Annotated in this window: 14 protein-coding genes and 1 tRNA gene; 6 read left to right on the forward strand and 9 right to left on the reverse strand. The window is 41.3% G+C overall.

Annotated elements, in window-relative coordinates:
- The first annotated feature begins 256 nt into the window (after positions 1–256).
- Entirely contained in the window at positions 257–1,468 is a 1,212-nt protein-coding gene (locus MKY87_RS05910) for a chromate transporter (protein WP_340963335.1), read from the forward strand.
- A gap of 171 nt (positions 1,469–1,639) precedes the next feature.
- On the opposite strand, the gene MKY87_RS05915 is transcribed toward MKY87_RS05910, so the two are convergent.
- From MKY87_RS05915 to MKY87_RS05930, 4 genes are all read right to left on the reverse strand, one after another.
- Positions 1,640–2,326 carry a hypothetical protein gene (locus MKY87_RS05915; protein WP_253439166.1) on the reverse strand — a complete coding sequence of 229 codons (687 nt, stop codon included), beginning with the start codon at positions 2,324–2,326 and terminating at the stop codon, positions 1,640–1,642.
- A gap of 2 nt (positions 2,327–2,328) precedes the next feature.
- Positions 2,329–3,327, reverse strand: coding sequence for a hypothetical protein (locus tag MKY87_RS05920; RefSeq protein WP_340963338.1), 999 nt, complete (start codon positions 3,325–3,327; stop codon positions 2,329–2,331).
- A complete protein-coding gene (locus MKY87_RS05925; RefSeq protein ID WP_338587901.1) occupies positions 3,314–3,586 on the reverse strand; it encodes a hypothetical protein in 273 nt (90 codons plus the stop codon). Before MKY87_RS05925 ends, MKY87_RS05920 begins: the two co-directional genes overlap by 14 nt.
- 182 nt (positions 3,587–3,768) lie before the next feature.
- Entirely contained in the window at positions 3,769–5,979 is a 2,211-nt protein-coding gene (locus MKY87_RS05930) for a M1 family metallopeptidase (RefSeq protein WP_340963339.1), read from the reverse strand.
- Positions 5,980–6,622: 643 nt separating this feature from the next.
- Here MKY87_RS05930 and MKY87_RS05935 point away from each other — a divergent pair.
- On the forward strand, positions 6,623–8,323 hold the full coding sequence (locus MKY87_RS05935) for an ATP-dependent nuclease (RefSeq protein ID WP_340963341.1): 1,701 nt from the start codon (positions 6,623–6,625) through the stop codon (positions 8,321–8,323).
- A 1,572-nt stretch (positions 8,324–9,895) separates the two neighbouring features.
- On the opposite strand, the gene MKY87_RS05940 is transcribed toward MKY87_RS05935, so the two are convergent.
- Positions 9,896–9,967, reverse strand: a tRNA-Val gene (locus MKY87_RS05940).
- Positions 9,968–10,170: 203 nt separating this feature from the next.
- Between MKY87_RS05940 and MKY87_RS05945 the strand changes: the two genes are divergently transcribed.
- The 3 genes from MKY87_RS05945 to MKY87_RS05955 all read left to right on the forward strand — a co-directional run bounded on the left by MKY87_RS05945 (position 10,171) and on the right by MKY87_RS05955 (position 11,460).
- Positions 10,171–10,428 carry a hypothetical protein gene (locus MKY87_RS05945; protein ID WP_340963344.1) on the forward strand — a complete coding sequence of 86 codons (258 nt, stop codon included), beginning with the start codon at positions 10,171–10,173 and terminating at the stop codon, positions 10,426–10,428.
- 238 nt (positions 10,429–10,666) lie between these two features.
- On the forward strand, positions 10,667–11,110 hold the full coding sequence (locus tag MKY87_RS05950; RefSeq protein ID WP_338595004.1) for a GNAT family N-acetyltransferase: 444 nt from the start codon (positions 10,667–10,669) through the stop codon (positions 11,108–11,110).
- A 113-nt stretch (positions 11,111–11,223) separates the two neighbouring features.
- Positions 11,224–11,460 (forward strand): DUF3892 domain-containing protein, encoded by a 237-nt coding sequence (locus MKY87_RS05955; RefSeq protein WP_017687389.1) that lies wholly within the window; start codon positions 11,224–11,226, stop codon positions 11,458–11,460.
- A gap of 75 nt (positions 11,461–11,535) precedes the next feature.
- Here the strand turns inward: MKY87_RS05955 and MKY87_RS05960 are convergent, their stop codons facing one another.
- The 4 genes from MKY87_RS05960 to MKY87_RS05975 all read right to left on the reverse strand — a co-directional run bounded on the left by MKY87_RS05960 (position 11,536) and on the right by MKY87_RS05975 (position 12,903).
- On the reverse strand, positions 11,536–11,817 hold the full coding sequence (locus MKY87_RS05960) for a hypothetical protein (protein ID WP_076328058.1): 282 nt from the start codon (positions 11,815–11,817) through the stop codon (positions 11,536–11,538).
- Positions 11,801–12,022, reverse strand: coding sequence for a hypothetical protein (locus MKY87_RS05965; protein ID WP_076328059.1), 222 nt, complete (start codon positions 12,020–12,022; stop codon positions 11,801–11,803). Before MKY87_RS05965 ends, MKY87_RS05960 begins: the two co-directional genes overlap by 17 nt.
- A gap of 195 nt (positions 12,023–12,217) precedes the next feature.
- The gene (locus MKY87_RS05970) at positions 12,218–12,538 is read right to left on the reverse strand and encodes a DUF3889 domain-containing protein (RefSeq protein WP_036614744.1); all 321 of its coding nucleotides are present in this window, start codon (positions 12,536–12,538) and stop codon (positions 12,218–12,220) included.
- 56 nt (positions 12,539–12,594) lie between these two features.
- Positions 12,595–12,903 (reverse strand): hypothetical protein, encoded by a 309-nt coding sequence (locus MKY87_RS05975; RefSeq protein ID WP_340963347.1) that lies wholly within the window; start codon positions 12,901–12,903, stop codon positions 12,595–12,597.
- 261 nt (positions 12,904–13,164) lie between these two features.
- Between MKY87_RS05975 and MKY87_RS05980 the strand changes: the two genes are divergently transcribed.
- Entirely contained in the window at positions 13,165–14,067 is a 903-nt protein-coding gene (locus tag MKY87_RS05980; protein WP_340963349.1) for a manganese catalase family protein, read from the forward strand.
- Positions 14,068–14,176: the final 109 nt, after the last annotated feature.

Below are 14,176 nucleotides of genomic sequence, written 5' to 3' on the forward strand. Positions count from 1 at the left end.
TGTGAAAACTCCTTTAGTTGATTAGATTTATTTTGACTACATTTTGACTTCTGTTGTATCGCTAACAATTACATTGTACACAATTAAATTGCGTATGTAAATAGATAATATAAAAAAATAATATAGTTTAATGCTGCGTTTAAATGAATAGCGATGAGGAGGATTATAATGTAGTTATCGGTAGAGGAAATGTATCCTTCCTTAACTTTCATCCATCGGATGACCTAACTCGAACCGTTAAGGAGGAATAACACGTTTGGAGAATAATTCATTTCTAACCCCAGACAAGCTCAAACATAAAGTCAGAGCACTTTCTGAGGTGTTGGCTGTATCAACCAAACTCGGCTTGACTTCATTTGGAGGACCAATCGCTCATCTTGGTTACTTTCATGAAGAATATGTTCGCCGTAGAAATTGGATGGATGAACGAAGCTATGCAGATTTAGTTGCGTTATGTCAATTTTTGCCCGGGCCTGCCAGCAGTCAAGTCGGGATTGGAATCGGCATCATCCGCGGCGGTTTGCTGGGGGGACTGATGGCTTGGCTTGGTTTCACACTTCCTTCTGTCATTGCTTTAGTTTTGTTTGCTTTCCTTATGCAAGGATTTGATATCAGCAGTACTGGCTGGATTCACGGTCTGAAAATTGTTGCTGTAGCTATTGTCGCTCAGGCGATATTGGGTATGGGGCAAAAACTAACTCCTGACCGTTACAGGGCAACCATCGCTATCTTTACTGCAGCAGCAACTCTTGTGTGGCCAACTGCGTTCACCCCAATCCTTTTTATTGTTATTGCAGGCATGATAGGTATGATCCATTTTAGAAAAATGACAGGGGTTAATACAGTAGACTTGTCTGTCCCTGTGAGTCGTAAGTTGGCAATCGTCTGTTTGGTTACGTTCTTTGGAATCCTGATTCTGCTCCCGTTACTCACACCCTTTGATCGTTCGGGATGGCTGTTATTCTTTGATAGCTTCTACCGTTCAGGATCACTTGTATTTGGTGGAGGGCATGTTGTCCTTCCGTTACTGGAACGTGAATTCGTCCCAACAGGTCTGATGAACAAGTCCGACTTTTTGGCGGGATATGGGGCAACACAAGCTGTACCTGGACCATTGTTCACCTTTGCCAGTTATTTAGGTGCGATGATGCGTGGAGTCCCAGGTGCTTTGGTTGCAACGATTGCTATCTTTTTGCCAGCGTTCCTTCTGATCGTAGGAGCATTACCCTTCTGGAATTCTTTATGTAAAAGCTCGAAAATTCAAGGAGCATTTATGGGAATTAATGCAGCCGTAGTAGGTATTTTGTTGGCGTCGTTGTACGATCCGCTTTGGACAACTGCGATCCTAACTCCTGTTGATTTTGCACTGGTATGCATTTTGTTTCTAATGCTCGTTTTTTGGAAAGTACCACCGTGGATTGTTGTCGTTGCTGGTGCAGCAGGCGGTACAATCATGAAGCTTCTCTAAATAAAAAAGGTACCCAAACACTGCACTTCTTTTTCAAAGCGTCCGTGTTGAGGTACCAAATTACTGCACGTATGTCTTTTTACCGATCCATGCAGATTATCTATTTATTCTGTTCGTCATTCCAATTCAAATCATGCACCTTATTCATCTTCCGGCGTCTCCCCAGTTTGATTAATTACTCCAGATATCCACTTTCATCTGTGCACATTTGAAATACTTGGCCTCTGCCTTGCTTGTTGTCAGTTTCAACAGACATTGCAGTTCTCCATGTTGGAACAACCCACCGCTAAGGTCAGCAGCAACACCGCCATACTGATCATCCGCACCAAGCCACACGGAAGGTCTTTCAAACCCCGCCGAGAACTGTAACCCGGTGCAGAGCAGCACCGTCAGGTTTTTTCGATTCTGGGCCTCATCTCCCGCCACACCTTGGGTGGTGAAGAAAACCATGTTTTGCTTAAAATCCGTGTACGTTCCATCTGCTTTATAGGCTCGGACCATACCATACTTCTGATTAACGTTATGAAAAAAGGTGATGCCGGCCTTGCTATCCTTGGATTTAATGCCAACCTGAACTGATATTCCAATATTCCCGTTGAATTGTAGCGCTTCCAAAGTAATTGCAATTGCTGTTACTTTCGAGCTGTCAATCAGATGTTTCATTTTCAACTCTGCCGTCGCTCCTGCCGTGGCCGGTGTTGTAACTGTTATGGTCCCTCTGTCGGGCAAAGGCTCAAACGTAGGGGTGCCCACAACCTCCACCCAATCCGGTAACGTTCCGTATAGAAAATCGGCCACAAGCTGTTTGTGGACCTTTCCAAAGGGCACAATCTGACCCGCTGCATCACGTATAATCATCTCTACACCCCCACCGAATAGGCTACACCGATATTATGATCGGTATTGTAATACACGTACACTACACCGTCCATAACGGACACCATCAAGGATTGCATGTTGGTCGTTTCCCAATTCAATGCCGGAAAATATATATCTGAAGGTTTGTCCAACAGTTGACGGAAGTCTGCGCTGATCTTGGCAATGGCAGGCCGAGCTACAGTCGTAACTCCACCGGAAGCATAAGCCGATAACATACCCAGCCACCACATGCTCCCTTTGTACATAAATACACCAGCATTGGGTCTCGAAATGTTTTCTCCTGCACTTAAAGTGGCATCATTACCACCCATTAATGGTCTTGGATCAGCTAACCAGCTACGTCCGTCATGAGAATGCCAGATACATTTACGACCAAAGTCACCACCGCCCATCACCGAAAAACCGATCCATTTGCCGCCATTTCTGAAGCACGAGAAGTAACCGGTATGACCATCACCTGGGAACCCGGGAGGTTTGTCCAAAATCAAACCTACTCTTGTCCAGTTAATCATGTCTACAGAGGTTGCAAGTGCCGTTGATTGATTGATCCCCAGTCCGTTTTGTTGATAATACATAAAGAACAATTGTTCTTCATCGTTCCAGATCACAAATGGCGTTTCCGTCGAATTCCCAACCACAGTATCGAGATACACCTGTCCGTGTTTGGTCCATGGTCCTGCCGGGCTGTTGGAGTAGGCTAGTCCAATTCCTCCGATGTGATTATGGTTGGTAGAATACGTAGCATAATAATCTGCTTTTGCATCAGGGATAAGCCCCTTCACCTTGATCGCCCGAAACCAATAGATCGATTGAAGGCCCGCCATTGCAGCGGTATACATAGGATTGTCCATTTTTTTATCAAATTGAGGCGTGTACATCCGTCTGGATTCTGCATCGCAATAATCATAAGGCGCAACGGCCCTGTTTGCCTTCATCGCTGCGTCGAGTGCTGCCTGGGCAATATTTTCAGTCATAGACATGGGAACTCAACTCCTTCGTGAGCAGGGTATTACCATTTACCGGTCGCGAATATAGAACATCCGAAGTGTCCTTTAATAGGATTGAAAAATCAACAACATTACCCTCATTCGCAGTTGGCTCCTGAGTAATACAAATGATAGGACAAATTCTAGCATTATATGAATACGCTTTCATTTTGTTCATTCCTTTATTTCCTTTACAGTTGTAATCAGCAACTGTCCCTTTCATTGGTACCCCCGGATAATGTTGATCCTTCATATTAATCCCTCCTATTGTTTTCTCCCGATAAGTATATTCATGAAGTTGCCTTTCTGTTAAAGCATTATGCCCATCTTGCAGCCTATTATTCTAAGTCTGGTTTTCATATAAAACATAAACAGGCTAACCAATACGAATTGGCTAACCTGTTTGAACAAAGAAACTGCAAAACCAATTACTTATTACTCCGCAAAAAGTGAAGATATGGGATTCGCAACTTTTTTATTGGATTTCTCCTTGCCTTGGTTATCCAATACATAGTACTGGTAAAAGTCGTTAGTGAATCCGATAGACTCCTGTATTTTCAGCTTAAAAGCTTCAAATGCCGCATCACTCAGATGATCCTCATTCCAGAAATAATGAAGCATCAATCGATTCTGGTTATATGGATGTTGGATAACATATGCACCCGCGGCGAGAGGTTGATTCATGGTATTCTTCCAAGCGAAACCCGTCCGTTTCGTCCGATCGATAATGTTGAATTTTAAAGCCTGCACCAATCCGTTTGACTTGGCATTACCAATGACAATAAGGTTGCTGTTGCCGATCTCTTTTTTCATCTTTTGCTTCAGTTCCTTGCGATCCCTTATAATGTCGTACTTCACACCTGTCATATCAAGGAATCCGGTCAACTGATTAACCATATCTTCCTGCTGTTTAGTTGCAAGCTTACTCACCTGATCGCTGAGCACAATGGTTAATTTCTCGCCTTGAAGGACTTTGTCCATCAATCGATTCATCACTTCATAAGGCAGATTGGGGATCATACCCATGACAGCCTGATACTGTTGTTGTAACATGTCATGTACATAGGAGGCGGTCTCTTCCTGTGATAATTGGTATTCCGGCTTTAAGACAAAGTTAGGCTGATATAGGGCCATCTGCATTTCTGAACGTACTTCTTTACCAAGCACATCTTCAATGGTGTGAAGTAGCCCCTCTATTGTTGCATTTTGATGCACGTAGCGTTTGAAATATGTTCTCATCAACTCGTCAAATTTCTCTTCGCCTACGGAACGGTAAAGCTGATAGATCGCTTGTCTTCCCTTCTGATAATACACCAAACCTGCCAAATCCCCAGCTTCATCGTTTGTTGACGCAATCGCCATATCTACGGGCGCAGTATCAAACTGTATGGATCTGAACCCATTTAGCTTGTCTCCCTGTTTCTCGGCAAAATAGACCATAGAGAAATCGGCAAAGCCTTCATCCAGGAAGGATTCTGTCTCCGAGTTATTACCGATCAATGCATGGAACCACTGATGCGCTATTTCATGAACAAATGTTGTGTCTTCTTCTGGAACAGCACCATTTTGAATCTGTCCCATCTGAATGAGCCTCGCATACTCCACGGCAACGCCTTGTACATACGTCTCGACAATTCGGAACTCTGGATAGGGATACTTGCCATATTTCTCACTATAGAAATCGATGACCTTGAATGCCTGATTAATGTACCGGTCAACTATCTTTTTCTTGGATGGGTCATCGTTGAAATAATAATACTCCACCGTCAGACCGTTACGGGTAACGCGTTCCACTTGAAGATTAGGACTTGCAAAGAAAACAAACTCCCTCGTATTCTCGGCTACAGCAGACACAATCTTACGACCATGTTCTGTACTGTCTTGAGTGGTGATCGTGCCCGGCATGGCTACCTGATACTCATCAGGAACATTGAATTGAACTTCAAAGTCCGACGAGGTGTAATAATCACTCTCGAATGTTTGACTATACGGTGCCTTGTTCCATTGATGTTTAACCTCGTCGTATACAGACATCACCGGGAACCAGTGCGCACAATTGATCATGTCCATGTAGTAGGAAACTCGCTGTGAGCCATAGGGTATATTCAACTGAAACTCCAGTTGGAATGATACCGATTCGCCTGGTTGAACGGGCTCTTTCAACTGCACGGTCAACGCTTGGTTTTCCTTATGGAAATCCAGCGATTGACTATCTGCGGTTACAGCCTGAATATCGATGCCACCCAGAAAGTCCTCCGCTGTCTTCTCCGGGTGATCTTCACTAATCTTTTCATTATGCTGTTGGTACATGCTCGCCTGTGTAGACTTGGAGAGGTTCGCATCAGCATATGTATGCAGGACCAGCTGCTGGAGGGTATCCTTGCTTGTGTTGTGATACGTTACCTTCTCGCTCCCCTGGATTGTCATGTCCTTCTCATTTAATCGAGCCTGGATCTGGTATTGAATCGGGGCCTGCTCTAAAGAGTCTTTCGGTGTGTTATATATCTTCGTAGATACAGGTGCTGGGCCTGCTTCCGCGGCAACAACCCCCATGTTGGCAAGTGGGCTTGTTGCCAGTATTAAAGCCAGTGTACCCGCGATCCCTACTCTGGCTAACTTTGATGTAAATGGGTTTGAATAATTCATAAGTTCTCTCCTTCTCCTGTTCTATGTTGACCTCATGACCAAGTATAGAAGACGAACCTTACGCTGAATTTATGTTTTATTTAAGTTTTGTTTAAAAAGAGGAAGAGAAACTGAAACTATCGCAAATCGCATTCATGTTTGTATGTAAAAAAAGAAAAGAAGCCTTACAATGTAAGGCTTCTCATGTATGATCTTTAGTGGGCTCAAACCACTACCCCTACCCTGTCAAGTTTGACTTAGGTAAGATTGGCTGTTTCCTTATGTAGCAGAAAGTTCTTGTATATCAGTATATCAGAGGCTTTCGGCTCATTTTATCATCGAGATGAACCGTCGTTTCCTGTTGTTTTTTCGAGTTCGTGACCATGGTGTTACCATAAAATTCTTATGAAAAATTATAATTTACAAATTAAATGACTTGAGAACTATTTTTTTTATGGAACTTGTTACAAAAAGAGGTATTTAGTACTACATTATCGAAGACTGTAATAGAGAATATTATTGAGGAGAGGATAAATTTGAAGTTAACAAAGTTTACAATCCGAAACTTTAAAGGCATCAAAGAATTAAGTATTGACGTAGAGAATATTACCGTTGTAATTGGACCCAACAATTGTAGTGAAGCACTATATTACAAGCGTTAAAATTGTTTGGTTCCACGAACAAAAAAATAGATTCTGATTTTTATTTCAGACATAATACATCAGAGCCGATCTCATTTCATGCAACTTTTTCAGATATCTCAATCGAGGAAGCTGATTTACATGGTATAAGAGCATCCATACATTCAGAGTCTAACAGTTTTATTGTTCGTGCAATCTATAGTTATGGACAAGACGTAAAAAGATCTTCTAAGACTAGCGGATCTCTTGAACACGATCTCGAAGAAACTGGCTGGGATGGAAAGATGGGAGGAGGTAACAATGCATCCCATTTCCTGAATGTCTTTCCAGAGGTGATTTATATCCCAGCTGTTAAAAATGCAAGTGATGAACTTAAAACGAATTCTGATAATATGAAGACTCTAACGACACTTTATAAAGAGATTGTTCATTCCCTTGAGGAGTATACAGAAGCAGAAGAAAAAACTAGACTACTTCAAAATAAAATCAATCAACATGATGACCAAAAGATAAAATATTTTGAGTCTGAAGTTCAGAGTTTTCTAAATGATGTAACCTCAACAAAGATAAACTTTAAAGTTAATGTTAAACCTATAGACGAAATTGTTAGTACTAGTGTCAGTCCTTTTTTTAATTATAATGGTATAGAAACCGGTATTGAATTTCAAGGTAATGGTGTCCAACGCACCTTCATAGTGTCAATACTTAAAGGTTTTAGAAAGTTTAAAAATAAATACTCAACTGACAAAAAAGAGGAGTCTCAATATAAAAGATCACTTATTATTGCAATTGAAGAACCTGAATTGTACCTTCACCCGCAAATTGCGAAAATTTTCAAAGATACCTTGTATTCACTCGCAGATGATAATTTATTCCAAGTAATTGCAACCTCCCACTCACCAAACTTTATAGATTTGTCAAAACCAAATAGGACGTTAGCAAAATTGTCGTTAGATAGCTATAAGATGGTTAATGTTGCACAAGTGAGTTCTGATATTTACAACATGGGTGCAGATGATGTTCAACGTTTTCAGGCCTTATTGAAGTTCAATCCATACATCAACGAAGTTTTTTTCGCAGATCGAGCAATCTTGGTTGAAGGTGACACAGAAGTCGTAGCATTTAAACTCATTGGTGAGAAGTTAGTTGAAAACGGAATCCTAACACAAGAGATGTTTAATAGAACTTCTGTGGTAAATTGTGCAGGTAAAGCAACAATGTATATTGTTCTCAATATTTTAAATAATTTCGGTATTGATTACTCAGTCGTACATGATTTAGACATTACTGAATTAAACTCAAAAGGACAAAGAAGAAGCCCTTCTGCGTTAAAGACCGTTATAACAATTAATCACAAACTTGAGCAATTGGCACTTGCAAGAGGTAACAGAAAATATGTATTTCAACATACATTTGAAGCAGAGATGCCAAATGACTATGAAAAAGGTTCATCTAAATCTTTCTCAGCTTATGAATATTTAAGAGAAAAGTCTTTAGAAGAACTACCAGAAAGATTTATAAATGTAATAAAGGGTGCTTTCGCTCTTAACCTCGATAATCCGATTGATCATTCCATTGAAACGTTATTACCCACTTACCAAAGACAAGGTTGGCCTGAGTTAAATCAAGCCTTAAGTGAGTGGGAGGCTCCGATGAAAGAAGAATACCTCAAAACTTTTTGGGTAGAAAAAATGATTGCTGTAGTTGAAGAGAATAAACAGTAATTAAAATGACGCAGTTGAGGTAAGTCGAATCTCTAAAAAGAAGCTTTCTGCCTGAATCAGTGTTTTTCGTACAATTTAATGAAATGTTGATTAACGCAATGACGTTATAAAATCACAGCATGTGAACCAAGCCTACTATAGATCGAGATCCATATTAAGTACACAAAATTTAATTTGTAAAGTATATAAATATAAAAAGAAAATAATGGAGTGAAATTAATGGATAATTGTCCTAAATGCAAACAAAATGATGATGTTAAAGTTCATAGTAAAGGTGTCAATTGTTTATGCGACAGAGATTTTTGCGTTGGTCAACGTTGTGGTGCAAATGATATGGTAGAATCATACAAATGCAAAAGATGCAATGAAGTATTTACTTCTGCGGTATATCAAAACTATCGTGAACATCATTGCAGAAGTTAATAGTGGTCGATTAGTAATCTTTAATTTAAATTAAATCCAATGCAACTTCTTTTACGAACAATAGTAATCCTATACTTTAATAGTTTAAGATGATGGCTTCGCTGTTATCCTTGAAACATAAATTTAATAATGAGCCTTTTTGGAATATCCGGCCTAGCGGCAAGTTCTAAAAAAACAAACAGCGGAAAGGAACCTTTCATCCGCTCCGCTGTTTCCATTACTACTCTACTCAACTTAGTATCCGCTCTAATTAATTTAATCGGTTCAATAATAAATAATCATGGTCAATTGAAGACATTACCCACGTTCACTTCGTTATGATCCTATGAATAAGTACATATGATACCAATGTTTAAAGAAAAATTGAGTTTTAGCACCACATTGGTAGTAAGTTTTAGTAGATACTCTGTTCTCCCCGATAGACCTAAACAAATCCTGCAAAAAGCCATAATTACAATTTTTTAATCCGCTTATAACAATAAAATGATTCATTCTCAGATACATTCTATTTATTGTATGAAGGCAGATTTTGTAACGTCCTTCTTAAACAATGTTCCTGTTCTTTGAGCATTCGATAGATTTCCGTATCTCCTAATTCCTCAGCAATCTTAAGTAGACTCTTCTCTCCTTCGACAAACCTGTTACTGTCAGCACCGTGTTTTAGCAATAGCTTGATCTTGTTAATTAAGCCTAATTCTACTGCAATTTGGAGCGGTGATGATAAAGAGGTTCCCTACTTCATCATCCTGAACAAGTATGAACAATGGGGGTTCTTCTCTGAAAAAGTAATCTGGATCAGCACCGGACTGAATTAAGAGACTTATCAAAGCAGCGTTTTTATTACGAGTAGCCGCTATTATTGATGAAGAATTGGCAGGAACGGCTCCTTGATCCTACAAATGGACTACTTCATTGTAATTATCATCGGCTACAGCGTAATACAAGTCTTCTATAGATGTCTTCTTCTTATGAAGGAGTTCTTAAGACAATTTTTATTTCTTCACTGCTTAATTTCATCCAAATTGTACCATTAAGTATATTTAACAAAAACCACCTACACATATTATGGGAGGTAGCCATATTATTATATAAAAAAACAACTCCTCTTGAGATATAATTCTCAAAAGAAGTTGCCTTTAATTTTACATATAGGACGAGTGGGGATCGAACCCACGACCCTTACCCTGTCAAGATAATGCTCTCCCGCTGAGCTATCGCCCTGTAATAATTAAGATGTATCCATCGAGTCCATACTACTAAACTTAGCTGAGCTAACAGACCATAATATATAATTGTTTCCCAATCAAGTAACAGTATCATATCAAGTAACCGTGTTCATTGTCAATGATTTATTTGGTTATAATTCACCCGAAATGGTGCACAATAAAGGAAAGATTACCATTTCAACACGAGGTGAATTCCCTATGAGAAACTTAACAAAACGGTCAAAACCCAATAAATATACATTTACCAAATGCTTCTTTCTCTTTGCTGGGCTTGTGATTCTCAGTACAAACGTTACTGGTTGCAGCTTGGAGAGGGATGAACATACGGTTCAATTCCAACAATTACAACAGCCCAATGAAAATGGTGAATCTCTGCCGGTCTGGCTGGACGTATACTCCAAATCTGTAATTCAAGATGTGTATTCTCCGCGAGGAAGCAGTGAAGTCTTGCCGTGAAGGTTAACAGGTGAATTACTCATCTTCATCCCACTTGCGTGAGTATGCTTTCTTCGTAACGTAATACAACAGAGTAATCATTCCCGCCGACATTAGCAATGTAATTACCATGATGCCTGTCATGCCCATCACTACCGCCTCCTCTCCCAATATGTTCCAGACTTCACTATACAGGAAAAACATTTTTTTGTATAATTCAGTCTGATATGTCGCGCAAGAGCAGAAAGAAGGAATGGAATTGGCAGCTGAGATTAGTTATGTATCGACAGAAGAACAACTGAAGCAAGCCCTGGAAATTCGCCATCACGTTTTTGTGATCGAGCAACAGGTGCCTGCCGAGATTGAGATTGATCAATATGATGTCATCAGTCCGGATGTGCATCATGTATTGTTAAGTACGGATGGCCAAGCTGTAGCCACAGGACGTCTGATCTATTACAGCAAGGATACGGCCAAAATGCAGCGGATCGCAGTGCTTGAATCTCATCGTTCATTTGGTTATGGACGAGTGCTTCTGCTCGCGATGGAGGAGCTGGCACGTGAACTCGGCCTAACCTATTCTGTACTGGATGCGCAATGTCAGGCACAGAAATTCTATGAAAAACTGGGCTATGAAGTGATTTCAGAAGAACCTTTTTATGATGCAGATATTCTGCATGTTCGTATGAGAAAGAGCCTGTAAACCCTCGGCGTTGGCAGGTCTTTATCAGCATATGATGCATACTTCCGAGGAAATCGGATAGGCTAATCAGGTATACAGATTCCTATCTCGTCATATAAGGAGAGTGTGACATCATGGATCAAACAACACGCGAGAGTTTCACAGCCGTACAGAAAAATGGTGACGGTGACCTGACAGCTTTTCAGACTTCAGCAGGACGTGTACTGGATTATCAGCAGGCACTTGCAGAAGTAAAGGCTGGCGCTATTGCCGGTGTGAATGTATTTAAAGGCAAGGATGGCGAAATGTACATTCGCGGCGATGCCGACGGTGACCCAACCAACAACCTGGACCAACTTCCCCATTTCTAAAATAGATGCACATGTCGTATGTGTGACACAGTAAGCGCCGATCCGGATATCCGGGTTGGCGTTTTCTTATTAGAATTAATAGTCCGTAAAATATTTTACGGAATCACCGGAAGGTTGGCTTTTGCGAATCGGCTGTTGTGCCTGTTCCCATGCCTGCAAAATCTGTATCCCTTCAAGACTAGATCGGTTCTCCCACGCGATGTGCCCGGTGCGTTCAAGCTCCAGCAATGACTCATGAATGTAAGCTTTGCTTCGTCCCGTCTTGGTCTCCAGTTCATCCATACGCGGCAGCCTGCGCCGTTGTCCTGCATAGTTCACCATAATACGTAAAATCTTGCGTTCAAAGTCGTTCAGCATACTTTACCTCCCCATTCAGGTCCTTAACAGGACGCCATGCCAGAATACCTTGCTCCAGAAAGGTTCGGGGTGAGCCTTCTTTTCCCGCTGATGCTCTAATCATCCCGCCACGTACACTGTTAATTCGAATCTGTCGCTGCGTTATCTGCCCTGCACGATCCATGTAGACAAGCTCCACCATCTGGCCAATATATTTCCCTAGCATAATCATCCCTCCGATAAGAACGTTTGTTTGTATTTCATATTATATGCGAACATAAGTTCTTTATTCAATAGTAAAAAAAGGATTTTGTAAAATAAAAAAACCAGACTTTCACCTTAATGATTAAGGCAGTCTGGTTTCTCTAATAATGCTGCTCATATAACTACGTGACTTGTAATGACCTAGTTCAGTAGCGGATCAGTGTCGATCCGATTCCGAAAATTGTACTTTCTTTAATTGCTGTGTAGATGGATTAAAATCGACATTCACATAAACTGCAAATTGTTTGCCGTCTTTCGCACGAACCCATAGCTTGAACTGTTCCCGTGATTGATCCGCTGTTAGAGAAGTACGACCGATATGCTTATAGTCCAAAATATCCACATTATACTTGGTCTGTGTTTCTTTGACCGCAATAATTCCCCACTTCGCATAATCAGGGATGGCGGCGCCTGTGCCTGATGTAATTCCGGCTAAACTCAGAACTACCGACATGACGGTAACGATGAGCATTCTCATTTTACTCACTCCTTGGGACAATATGTTTCTGTTATATTGCCCGTCCGGGTTTCATTTTACACGAATAAACGAAAGATCCAGGCCAGTGGCCGTAGGGAAAAAGGAACTACATGAACAAGTCGGTCAAACGAATCAGGAGGCTCCGCCCGGAAACTCATTCCCCAGTCACCCGAGAGAACGTGTTGTTGAGTCTGTGGTTCCTGAGGACGATCCAATCCGTATTTCTTTTCAAGTAACTGCCGTGTTTCTTCATCCACCTGAACTTCGTTTGTAACGACATATGCTGTGGCAGGCTCGCTGCTTATGTACATCTGAATCATTAGAAACATTACAATCCCAACTTTTTGTATCCAACGCTTGTTCATCTCTTACTCCTTTATCGATTCATGACTCTCTTCTCTTGTACGTGAAGACTCGTTTGAATGTTTGATTATACATAAATTTGACCGTATTGGAAATAACAAATGGGAGAAGAGTTGGGGCATCCGTTATGCGATGCTTAAGTCCCATTTGGTTGATTTTTTGTTTAAAAAACCCAACAGACGTGTAATAGGCCATGACAGAGTGACTTCACGATTTGAAACCCTACACGATCTGCAATACCAATTTGAGGAGGTTACACCCGAATGTTCAAACGCTTGGATGAAATCCTAATTGAGATTCCCAATGTCGAGAAGCCAGATCCGAATGCTGCGGCAGCCATACAAGAATTACTCGGCGGCAAATTCGGAGAAATGTCAACGTTGAACAACTACCTCTATCAATCGTTTAATTTTCGATCCAAAGAAAAGTTGAAGCCCTTTTATGACCTGGTCATGAGTATTACGGCCGAAGAATTGGGTCATGTTGAGCTCGTGTCTCATGGCATTAACAAGTGCCTCAGAGGTTCAACCGAGTACAGAGAACCCGACGATACACCGCTTGGTTCCGTGAAAGATGCTCGTCTGTCGTATCACTATCTGGCAGGTGCACAAGGCGCAATGCCTTTTGACTCTATGGGTAATCCCTGGACGGGAGCAAACGTCTTCAACAGTGGCAACTTGGTCGAGGACCTGCTGCATAACTTCTTCCTAGAATGTGGCGCCCGTACCCATAAAATGAAAGTGTATGAAATGACGGATCATCCGGCCGCCCGGGAAGTGGTTGGTTACCTGCTTGTTCGCGGTGGTGTGCATGTGGTTGCTTATGCAAAGGCGCTTGAGATTGCAACTGGCGTAAATGTGACCAAGCTGGTTCCTATTCCTTCACTGAACAACAAAGCCTTCAACGAGGCTCGCAAATATGAAGAAAAAGGGGTACACACCAAGCTGTACACCTATAGTGATAAAGATTTCAACACGATTGGCCAGATCTGGAAAGGTACTCACCCCGAAGATGGACAACCTCTTGAAGTCATCCAAGGGATACCTGAAGGATTCCCGATTCCAGAAGCTCCTGCGGTCGAGGAAGAATTCGCACCGGGCATCTCGCAAGAAGACTTTAAGGAAATTGCGCGTCGTCTGAAGATGGCGGGGAATATTGCGGATTAAGGAACAATTTGTTTAACAGGTTCTTTCCCTAGATATAAATTGTTAACTCTATGTTTAAGTGAAGCCCTCGAACCCTGCTGCTGAATGCAGAGAGGATTTGAGGGCTTTG

This window comes from Paenibacillus sp. FSL R7-0198 (assembly GCF_038000415.1).
GTDB lineage: Bacteria > Bacillota > Bacilli > Paenibacillales > Paenibacillaceae > Paenibacillus.

What these genes read in the sequence shown, in the direction of transcription:
- MKY87_RS05980 (WP_340963349.1), top strand. Translation starts at nt 13,165, where the DNA reads ATGTTCAAACGCTTGGATGAAATCCTAATTGAGATTCCCAATGTCGAG.
- MKY87_RS05925 (WP_338587901.1), bottom strand. Translation starts at nt 3,586, where the DNA reads ATGAAGGATCAACATTATCCGGGGGTACCAATGAAAGGGACAGTTGCT.
- MKY87_RS05955 (WP_017687389.1), top strand. Translation starts at nt 11,224, where the DNA reads ATGGATCAAACAACACGCGAGAGTTTCACAGCCGTACAGAAAAATGGT.
- MKY87_RS05930 (WP_340963339.1), bottom strand. Translation starts at nt 5,979, where the DNA reads ATGAATTATTCAAACCCATTTACATCAAAGTTAGCCAGAGTAGGGATC.
- MKY87_RS05920 (WP_340963338.1), bottom strand. Translation starts at nt 3,327, where the DNA reads ATGTCTATGACTGAAAATATTGCCCAGGCAGCACTCGACGCAGCGATG.
- MKY87_RS05960 (WP_076328058.1), bottom strand. Translation starts at nt 11,817, where the DNA reads ATGCTGAACGACTTTGAACGCAAGATTTTACGTATTATGGTGAACTAT.
- MKY87_RS05915 (WP_253439166.1), bottom strand. Translation starts at nt 2,326, where the DNA reads ATGATTATACGTGATGCAGCGGGTCAGATTGTGCCCTTTGGAAAGGTC.
- MKY87_RS05970 (WP_036614744.1), bottom strand. Translation starts at nt 12,538, where the DNA reads ATGAGAATGCTCATCGTTACCGTCATGTCGGTAGTTCTGAGTTTAGCC.
- MKY87_RS05975 (WP_340963347.1), bottom strand. Translation starts at nt 12,903, where the DNA reads ATGAACAAGCGTTGGATACAAAAAGTTGGGATTGTAATGTTTCTAATG.
- MKY87_RS05945 (WP_340963344.1), top strand. Translation starts at nt 10,171, where the DNA reads ATGAGAAACTTAACAAAACGGTCAAAACCCAATAAATATACATTTACC.
- MKY87_RS05965 (WP_076328059.1), bottom strand. Translation starts at nt 12,022, where the DNA reads ATGCTAGGGAAATATATTGGCCAGATGGTGGAGCTTGTCTACATGGAT.